Consider the following 8080-nt stretch of genomic DNA (forward strand, 5'->3'; position numbering starts at 1 on the left):
GCATGATCTGGCCGCGTGCCGCTTCCCAGCCATGGCCGCCGCCCCGCCGCGCCGTGGCGACGGCCGGGCTGCGCTGCGTCTTGGCCTTGGCAACCTTCGCCTTGCTGCCGCCGAGCTTGGCGACATGGGCGGCCTTGGCCTTGTGCGTGGAGGCCTTGGCGAAGCGCGAGAGATTGTCGGGCGCGGCGCCGTTGAGCGCGATGCGCGTCTGGCTCGCGCCGTATTTCTTCACCAGCGCGAAGAGCTTGGCGGCGTTGGCCGGATGCAGCCGGATGCRGCCATGCGAGGCCGGGCGGCCGAGCGCGGCGATCGAGGTCGTGCCGTGGATGGCATAGCCGCCGCGGAAGAACACGGCATGGGGCATCGCGCCGCCATATTTGCGCGAATACCAGTTCTTTTCGAGGCGCGTCGGCCGGTAGACGCCGTTCGGCGAGCGGAAGCCCGTTCGCCCCGACGAGATCTTCCAGTCATAGGTCTCGCCATTGGGAGCGGTCACCGTCATCCGCTGCGCGGCGATGTCGACCTTCACATCGACGCCGGCCTGGGCTTTGGCGGCACCGAAAACGGACAGGAACAGAACGGCAAGAATGCCGAGAAAGCGACGCATGGCCGAGACTCCGAAAACGCAACAACTGTCGAGCGGGCGTTCGCGGGCTCTGTGACGGCCTTGCCCTTGACTCTAGGAAAGCGCGGGCAGGCAGGCCTGTAAAGCGATAAGGCGGATCGTGGTTTCCAGCGCCCTCAGATCATCGGCAACGAGGATGGTTTGCGCCCGCGCGGGAAGGCGGCATCGATCCGGGCGACGTCGCTTTCCGACAGGGTGAGATTCAGCGCGCCGGCATTGTCCTCGACATGGGCGACGCTGCCGGCCTTCGGGATGGCGAAGACGGCGGGCCTTCGCGTCAGGAAGGCGAGCGCGATTTGCCGGGGCGTCGCGCCATGCGCTTGCGCGATCTCGGCCAGCACCTTGCCCTGCGCGCTGCCCGGTTCCGGAAAGTCGTGATGGCCGAAGGGGCTGTAGGCGGTGACGGCGACGCCGTGCCGCTCGCACCACGGAATGACGGCGTGCTCGATGGCCCGCTCGCGCAGGTGATAGAGTACCTGGTTGCAGGCGATCTTGCCCTTGCCGGCGGCGGCCAGCGCCTCGTCGAGATCGTCCTCGTCGAAATTGCTGACGCCCCAGGACAGGATCTTGCCCTCCTGCTTCAGCGCCTCGAAGGCAGTGAAGGTCTCCGCCAGCGGATGCGGCCCGCGCCAGTGCAGCAGGTAGCAGTCGAGCCGGTCGGTCTTCAGATGTTGCAGCGAGCGCTCGCAGGCGGCGCGCACGCCCTGCCGCGAGGCGTTGTGCGGCAGCACCTTCGAGACGAGGAAGACCTCATCGCGCCGCCCGGCGATGGCCTCGCCGATGATCGCCTCGGAACGGCCGTCGCCATACATCTCGGCGGTGTCGATATGGCTCAGCCCGAGATCGAGCCCGCGCCTGAGCGCCGCGATGGCCGCGCGCCGGTCACCCTGCTCGATATACCAGCTGCCCTGGCCAATGGTGGAAACGGCCGGTCCGCCGGCTCCGAAGCTGCGCTGCATGGGGGACCGCCTTTCGCTGTTCAGTAGACCTCGACCTTGAACCGCGCCTGGCGGATCTCGCCGTCATTGTAGCGCACGCGCACGCCGAAGCTGTCCGGGCCGCGATAACCGGGCCGTCCCGTGTACTCGAAGGCGAGCGAGGGGCCGAGCTTGCCGTCGCAGTGCTGATGGTCTCCCGGCCCGTATTCGGCCTTGGCGTTTTTCGTCGCCATCCGGACCTTGCCGTGAACGGGCGGCTCGGTCAGCACGCCCGTCGGGCGTTTCACCGGGTGGCAGTGCTCGTCCATCGTCATATAGGTCTGCCGCAGGAAGGTCGGCTTGCCGGCCGCCACGCGTTCGGCGCCTTCCTCGGACGCGGTCGTGCCGCCGGAGGTGACGCAGCCGCCGAGCAGGCCGCAGAGAAATGTCGCGGCCAGGATCGTCAGACCGGGAATGGGCATGGATGTTTCCTCAGCGGCAGTGCAGGGCCGACCTTCCCCTGTGGCGGCTCAAGCCGGCAGCGTGCCATTGGCCGAAAGCACCTCGCCGGCCAGATACAGCGAGCCGCAGATCAGGATGCGCGGCGGCGCGGGCCAATCGCCGGCGGCGATCGTTCGCAGCGCCTGCTCGACGGAGCTGGCGGTCTCGGCCGGCAGGCCCGCGCCGCGCGCGGCCTCCGCGACCTCTTCGGCCGGGCGGGCGGCGAGCGAGTTCTGGATCGGCACGGCGTAGAGCATCTGGGCCAGGCCCTTGAAATGGCCGAGCGTGGCAGCGGCGTCCTTGGTCGAGAGCAGGCCCGCGATCATCACCAGCGGCGCCGGGTTGCGGTCGGCGAGATCGGCCATGGCCTGCGCCAGCACGCGCCCGCCATCGGGATTGTGTCCGCCATCGAGCCAGAGCTCGGCGCGTTCCGGCACCAGCGCGGCGAGATGTCCCCGTGCCAGCCGCTGCAAGCGCGCCGGCCAGTCGGCGTTGCGCATGCCGTCCTCGAAGGCGCGTGTGGGCAGCCCGCCATAGCCGGCGGCGCGCAGGGCCGCGATCGCCGTGCCGGCATTGATGTGCTGGTGGCGCCCGGCCAGACGGGGCAGCGGCAGGTCGAGCAGACCGTCCTGATCCTCGTAGACCAGTCGCCCGCCGGCTTCGTGGACGTTGAAGTCCTGCGCGCCGATCAGGATCTTCGAGGCGCCGGCCCGTTCGGCCGCAGCTTCCAGCACCGCGGTCGGTTCCGGCTCCTGCGGGGCGATCACGGCGGGCGCCCCGCGCTTGAAGATACCGGCCTTCTCGCCGGCGATCTTGGTCACGGTGTCGCCGAGATATTCGGAATGGTCGAGCGAGACCGGCGTCACCACCGTGCAGGCCGGATGGGCGATGACGTTGGTGGCGTCGAAGCGACCGCCGAGCCCGACCTCGAGCAGCAGCACGTCGGCCGGATGCTCGGCGAAGAGCAGCAGCCCCGCGGCCGTCGTCATCTCGAAGAAGGTGATCGGATCGCCGGCATTGATCGCTTCGCAGCGCTCCAGCGCTTCGACCAGCGTGTTCTCTTCCACGAAGCGCCCGCCGCCAGGCGCACCCAGCCGGATGCGCTCATGGAAGCGCACCAGATGCGGCGAGATGTAGACATGCACCGACAGGCCGGCCGCCTCGAGGATCGCCCGCATGAAGGCGATCGTCGAGCCCTTGCCGTTGGTGCCGGCGACATGGATCACTGGAGGCAGCTTTTTCTGGGGATCGCCCAGCCGCTCCAGCAGGGTGAGGATGCGGCCGAGCGAAAGGTCGATCAGCTTGGGATGCAGCGCCATGAAGCGCGCGAGCAGCGTGTCGGAAGACCCCATGATGCGCGCGCCCTCGGTCGAACGAGCCTCAGACCGCCTCGGCGACCGGCTGCGGCGGCAGAGCCGGTGCGGCTTTGCCGGCTTCGCCCGCGGGCTGCTTCATCAGCAGGCGGCCGAGGCGCGAGAGCGTCTCCGGCAGGTCGCGGCGATGCACGACCATGTCGACCATGCCGTGGTCCTTGAGATATTCCGAGCGCTGGAAGCCGTCCGGCAGCTTTTCGCGGATCGTCTGCTCGATCACGCGCGGCCCGGCGAAGCCGATCAGCGCGCCGGGCTCCGCGATGTGGATATCGCCGAGCATCGCGTAGGAGGCGGTGACGCCGCCGGTGGTCGGATTGGTCAGCACCACGAAATAGGGCAGTCCCGCCGCGCGCAGGCGCCGGATCGCGACGGTGGTGCGCGGCAATTGCATCAGCGAGAGGATGCCTTCCTGCATGCGCGCWCCGCCKGARGCSGCGAASACGACATAGGGSGTCTTCTTCTCRAGSGCSGTCTCSGCGCCCTTGATGAAGGCYTCGCCSGCCGCCATGCCGAGCGAACCGCCCATGAAGTGGAAATCCTGCGCGGCGATGGTCATCGGCAGGCCCTTGACCCGGCCATAGCCGACCTTGAAGGCGTCCTGTGCGCCGGTCTTGGCGCGGGCATCCTTCAGCCGGTCGACATAGCGCTTCTCGTCGCGGAACTTGAGCGGGTCGATCGCGACCTCGGGCAGCGCGACGTCGAGCCACTTGCCTTCGTCGAAGGTCAGCCGCAGCCGCTCCGGCGCGGTGACGCGCATATGATGCTCGGAGCCGGGGATGACGTAGCCATTGGCCTCGACATCCTTATGGAAGACCATCTGCCCGGAATCCGGGCATTTGATCCAGAGATTTTCCGGCGTCTCGCGCTTGAACAGCGTCTTGATGCGCGGCCGGACGACTTCGGAAATCCAGTTCATCGGATCATCCCTGATGGGCCTTCGGCGGCATGCGCCGTCAGGCGAGAGATGGGGATTGGCTTTTCGCCGGCAAAGGCCCGGCGTGCAAGCCCGTTCACGCGGCCTTCGCCACCGAGCGCACGCCTTGCGCGAGTTCGGCGACCAGCGAGGTGACAGCCGAAACGGTCTTTTCCGTGGCCTTGCCCTCGGCGTCGAGCGAAAGTCGGACGCGCTCCACAAGCGCCGAACCGACGACGACGCCGTCCGCGCTCTTGGCGATGGTGGCGGCGTCAGTCGCGGTCTTCACGCCGAAGCCGACCGCGACGGGCAGGCCGGTGTGGCGCTTGATGCGGGTGACGGCATCGCCCACCGCGCCGTAATCGGCGATGGCGCCGCCGGTCACGCCGGTCATCGAGACGTAGTAGACGAAGCCCGAAGTGTTCTGCAGCACCTTGGGCAGGCGCTTGTCGTCGGTCGTCGGCGTGGCCAGGCGGATGAAGGAGACGCCGGCCTTGAGCGCCGGCAGGCAGAGCTCGGAATCCTCCTCCGGCGGCAGGTCGACCACGATCAGCCCGTCGACACCGACACGACGCGCCTCGGCCAGGAAGGCCTCGACGCCATAGACCCAGATCGGATTGTAGTAGCCCATCAGCACGATCGGCGTGTCGTGGCCGGCCTTGCGGAAGCTCTCGACCATGGCGAGCGTCTTGCGCAAGGTCTGCCCGGCCTTGAGCGCGCGCTGCCCGGCGAGCTGGACCGGCACGCCGTCCGCCATCGGATCCGTGAAGGGCACGCCGAGCTCGATCACATCGGCGCCGGCCGCGGGGAGGGCGGCGAGAATGGCGCTCGCGGTCTCGAAATCGGGGTCGCCTGCCGTGACGAAGGTCACGAGCGCAGCCCGCCCCTCGCGGGCGCAGGTCTGGAAGCGGTTCTGGATGCGGGTCTGGCCGGTCTCAGTCATGAGGTCAGCGGTTAGCATGACGCGCGCGGGCTGGCGAGTGGCTCTCTCGCCCTCACCTCGCCGCATGCCGGATCCGGGGGCGCAGCCTTGCTTTCGGCTGGCGCTCATGATCGCTTGGGGGAGGGCGCCACAAGGCCGGATCACGTCGTTTCCATCATGCTCGAACATCGCACCATCCGCATCGCGGCGGACTTACGTCTGCATGCGGTTTTCGCCGGGCCCGAGCACGGGGAGACCGTGCTGCTGTTGCATGGTTGGCCGCAGACCTCCCACGCCTGGCGCAAGGTCATTCCCCTGCTTGCGGCAGCGGGGTTTCGCATCATTGCTCCGGATCTGCGTGGTTTCGGTGACAGCGGCAAGCCGGAAGGCGTTCATTCCAAGCTGGTCGTGGCGGGGGACCTGGTGGCGATGCTCGATCGTCTCGGCATCGCGACGGCCTGGATCGTTGGTCACGATCTCGGCGGCCAGGTCGCCTATCCCTTGGCCGCCAACTGGCCCCAGCGGACGCGCGGGCTCGTCTTCATCGAATCGGGCCTGCCCGGCTTCGGGCAGGAACGGGCGATGGATGTGGCAAATGGCGGAAGCTGGCATTTTGGCTTCAACCGCGCCGGGGACATTGCCGAGGAACTCGTGCGCGGCCGGGAGCATCTCTTCATCAAGGCGATGATCCGCCGCGAGAACGTGGGCACTTTCGATCCGACGAGCATCACCGAGGAGGATATCGGCCATTACGCCCGCGCGGCGGCCGCGCCGGGTGGCCTTCGGGGAATGTTCGCGCATTACCGCGCCTTGATCCCCCAGGACCGGGACGACAATCTCAGGCTCGGCGCATCGCCCCTGCTCTGTCCGGTGCTGGCCGTGGGTGGCGACCATGGCTATGGCGAGGCAGCCCTGAACACGATGAAACGCGTCGCGACGGAGCCCGAGGGTGCCATCATCAAGGATTGCGGGCATTATGTGCCGGAAGAACGTCCGCGCGARCTCGTCGAGACCATGGTGAGCTTCTTCGCGCGCCGTCAGGACCGCGCTGCGGATTGATCCTGCGGGCCGGAAGCTGCGATCCGCTTGCGTGCGGGCCGCGGCTGCGCCACATCGGCCGGACATGCGCGCCTTCGACCAAGCCCTGCCCATCGATGCCGTCCTCGACGACCTCGCCGCATCCTTGCGCGCACGGCCGAATGTCGTGCTGGTCGCCCCGCCCGGCGCCGGCAAGACGACGCGCGTGCCGCTTGCCTTGCTCGACGAGCCCTGGACGAAGGGCGGCAAGCTCATCCTGCTCGAACCGCGCCGTCTGGCGGCGCGCGGCGCGGCGAACCGGATGGCGCAGACGCTCGGCGAGCAGGTCGGCGAGACGGTCGGTCTGCGCGTGCGCCTCGGCTCCAGGATCGGTCCGAGGACGCGCATCGAGGTCGTGACCGAGGGCGTCTTCGCCCGGATGATCCTCGACGATCCSGCGCTCGACGGCRTCGCSGCCGTGCTCTTYGACGAATTCCACGARCGCTCGCTCGATGCCGATTTCGGCCTCGCCCTGGCGCTCGATGCGCAAGGCGGCCTGCGCGAGGACCTGCGAATCCTCGTGATGTCCGCGACTCTCGACGGCGCCCGCGTCGCGAAACTGCTGAGCGATGCCCCGGTGATCGAAAGCGAGGGCCGCGCCTACCCCATCGAGACGCGCTATCGCAGCCGCGACCCGCTGAAGCGCATCGAGGATCAGGTCACCGAAACCGTGCTGCTGGCGCTGAATGAGCAACCCGGCTCGCAGCTCGTCTTCCTGCCGGGGCAGGGCGAGATCCGCCGCGTCGAGGAGCGCCTGCGCGAAAGGCTGCGCGATCCGGCTGTCGAGATCGCTCCGCTCTACGGCGCGCTCGACCAGCGCGAGCAGGACCGGGCCGTGCTGCCGGCGCCTGCGGGCAGGCGCAAGGTCGTGCTCGCCACGGCGATCGCCGAGACGTCGCTGACCATCGAAGGCGTGCGCGTCGTGATCGATTCCGGCCTCGCCCGCATACCCGTCTACGAGCCCGATATCGGCTTGACGCGACTTGAGACGCGCCGCGTCAGCCGCGCCGCCGCCGACCAGCGCCGTGGCCGTGCCGGCCGCACCGAGCCGGGAATCTGCTATCGTCTCTGGGAGGAGGCCGCGACGGGCGCGCTCGAACCCTTCGCCCGGCCCGAAATCCTGTCCGCCGATCTGAGCCCGTTGTCGCTCGACTGCGCCGCCTGGGGCGTCGCCGACCCGACGACGCTGGCCTTCCTCGATCCGCCGCCCGCGCCGGCCCTCAAGGAGGCGCGCGGTCTTCTGGAGGCGGTCGGCGCGCTCGATGCGGATGGGCGCATCACGCCGGACGGTCGCGCCTTGCAGGCCCTGCCCTTGCCGCCCCGCCTCGCGCGCATGGTCATGGCCGCCGCCCGCTTCGGGCAAGCCGGCGCCGCCGCCGATCTCGCCGCCGTGCTGGTCGAGCGTGGCCTCGGTGGCGATGCGATCGATCTGGCCGAGCGGCTGGAGCGCTTGTCCCGCGAGCGCGGCGGCCGGGCCGGCGATATGCGCCGTCTGGCGGAGGGCTGGGCCCGCACCGCCGAACGCCATGCCCGGACGAACAAGGCTCTGGCGGGCGAGCCGCTCTCCCCCGGCCTCCTGCTCGCCTTAGCCTATCCCGACCGGGTCGCCAGGGCGCGTGCGCCGGGCTCCGGCCAGTATCTTCTCGCCAATGGCCGCGGCGGCGCGCTCGAAGCATCGCAGCGCCTGGCGCGCGAATCTTACATCGTCGTCGCGGAGATGACGGGGTCGGCGCAGCAGGCCCGGATCATGGC

8 protein-coding genes are annotated in these 8080 nt (G+C 69.2%); 2 read left to right on the forward strand and 6 right to left on the reverse strand.

What is annotated here, in order from left to right:
• The 6 genes from AB4Y99_RS22290 to trpA form a co-directional block, all read right to left on the reverse strand.
• A partial coding sequence (locus AB4Y99_RS22290; RefSeq protein ID WP_441524864.1) for a L,D-transpeptidase occupies positions 1-607 on the reverse strand: 607 nt, incomplete at its 3' end.
• Positions 608-741: 134 nt separating this feature from the next.
• Entirely contained in the window at positions 742-1584 is an 843-nt protein-coding gene (locus tag AB4Y99_RS22295; protein ID WP_441524865.1) for an aldo/keto reductase, read from the reverse strand.
• Positions 1585-1604: 20 nt separating this feature from the next.
• Complete coding sequence (locus AB4Y99_RS22300) at positions 1605-2024, reverse strand: hypothetical protein (RefSeq protein WP_112762480.1); 420 nt, start codon at positions 2022-2024, stop codon at positions 1605-1607.
• A 48-nt stretch (positions 2025-2072) separates the two neighbouring features.
• A complete protein-coding gene (locus tag AB4Y99_RS22305; protein WP_441524866.1) occupies positions 2073-3395 on the reverse strand; it encodes a bifunctional folylpolyglutamate synthase/dihydrofolate synthase in 1323 nt (440 codons plus the stop codon).
• Between the two features lie 28 nt (positions 3396-3423).
• Positions 3424-4332 carry an acetyl-CoA carboxylase, carboxyltransferase subunit beta gene (gene accD / locus AB4Y99_RS22310; protein ID WP_038364853.1) on the reverse strand — a complete coding sequence of 303 codons (909 nt, stop codon included), beginning with the start codon at positions 4330-4332 and terminating at the stop codon, positions 3424-3426.
• A gap of 94 nt (positions 4333-4426) precedes the next feature.
• A complete protein-coding gene (trpA, locus tag AB4Y99_RS22315; protein WP_038365238.1) occupies positions 4427-5272 on the reverse strand; it encodes a tryptophan synthase subunit alpha in 846 nt (281 codons plus the stop codon).
• A gap of 156 nt (positions 5273-5428) precedes the next feature.
• On the opposite strand from trpA, the gene AB4Y99_RS22320 reads away from it, so the two are divergent.
• Entirely contained in the window at positions 5429-6310 is an 882-nt protein-coding gene (locus AB4Y99_RS22320) for an alpha/beta fold hydrolase (RefSeq protein WP_441524867.1), read from the forward strand.
• 64 nt (positions 6311-6374) lie between these two features.
• A partial coding sequence (hrpB, locus tag AB4Y99_RS22325; RefSeq protein ID WP_441524868.1) for an ATP-dependent helicase HrpB occupies positions 6375-8080 on the forward strand: 1706 nt, incomplete at its 3' end.

It is taken from the genome of Allobosea sp. TAB14 (genome assembly GCF_052113865.1).
Lineage (GTDB): Bacteria > Pseudomonadota > Alphaproteobacteria > Rhizobiales > Beijerinckiaceae > Allobosea > Allobosea spartocytisi.

Coding starts and splice junctions, on each gene's coding strand:
- AB4Y99_RS22295 (WP_441524865.1), bottom strand. CDS start 1,584: ATGCAGCGCAGCTTCGGAGCCGGCGGACCGGCCGTTTCCACCATTGGC.
- AB4Y99_RS22300 (WP_112762480.1), bottom strand. CDS start 2,024: ATGCCCATTCCCGGTCTGACGATCCTGGCCGCGACATTTCTCTGCGGC.
- AB4Y99_RS22305 (WP_441524866.1), bottom strand. CDS start 3,395: ATGGGGTCTTCCGACACGCTGCTCGCGCGCTTCATGGCGCTGCATCCC.
- trpA (WP_038365238.1), bottom strand. CDS start 5,272: ATGACTGAGACCGGCCAGACCCGCATCCAGAACCGCTTCCAGACCTGC.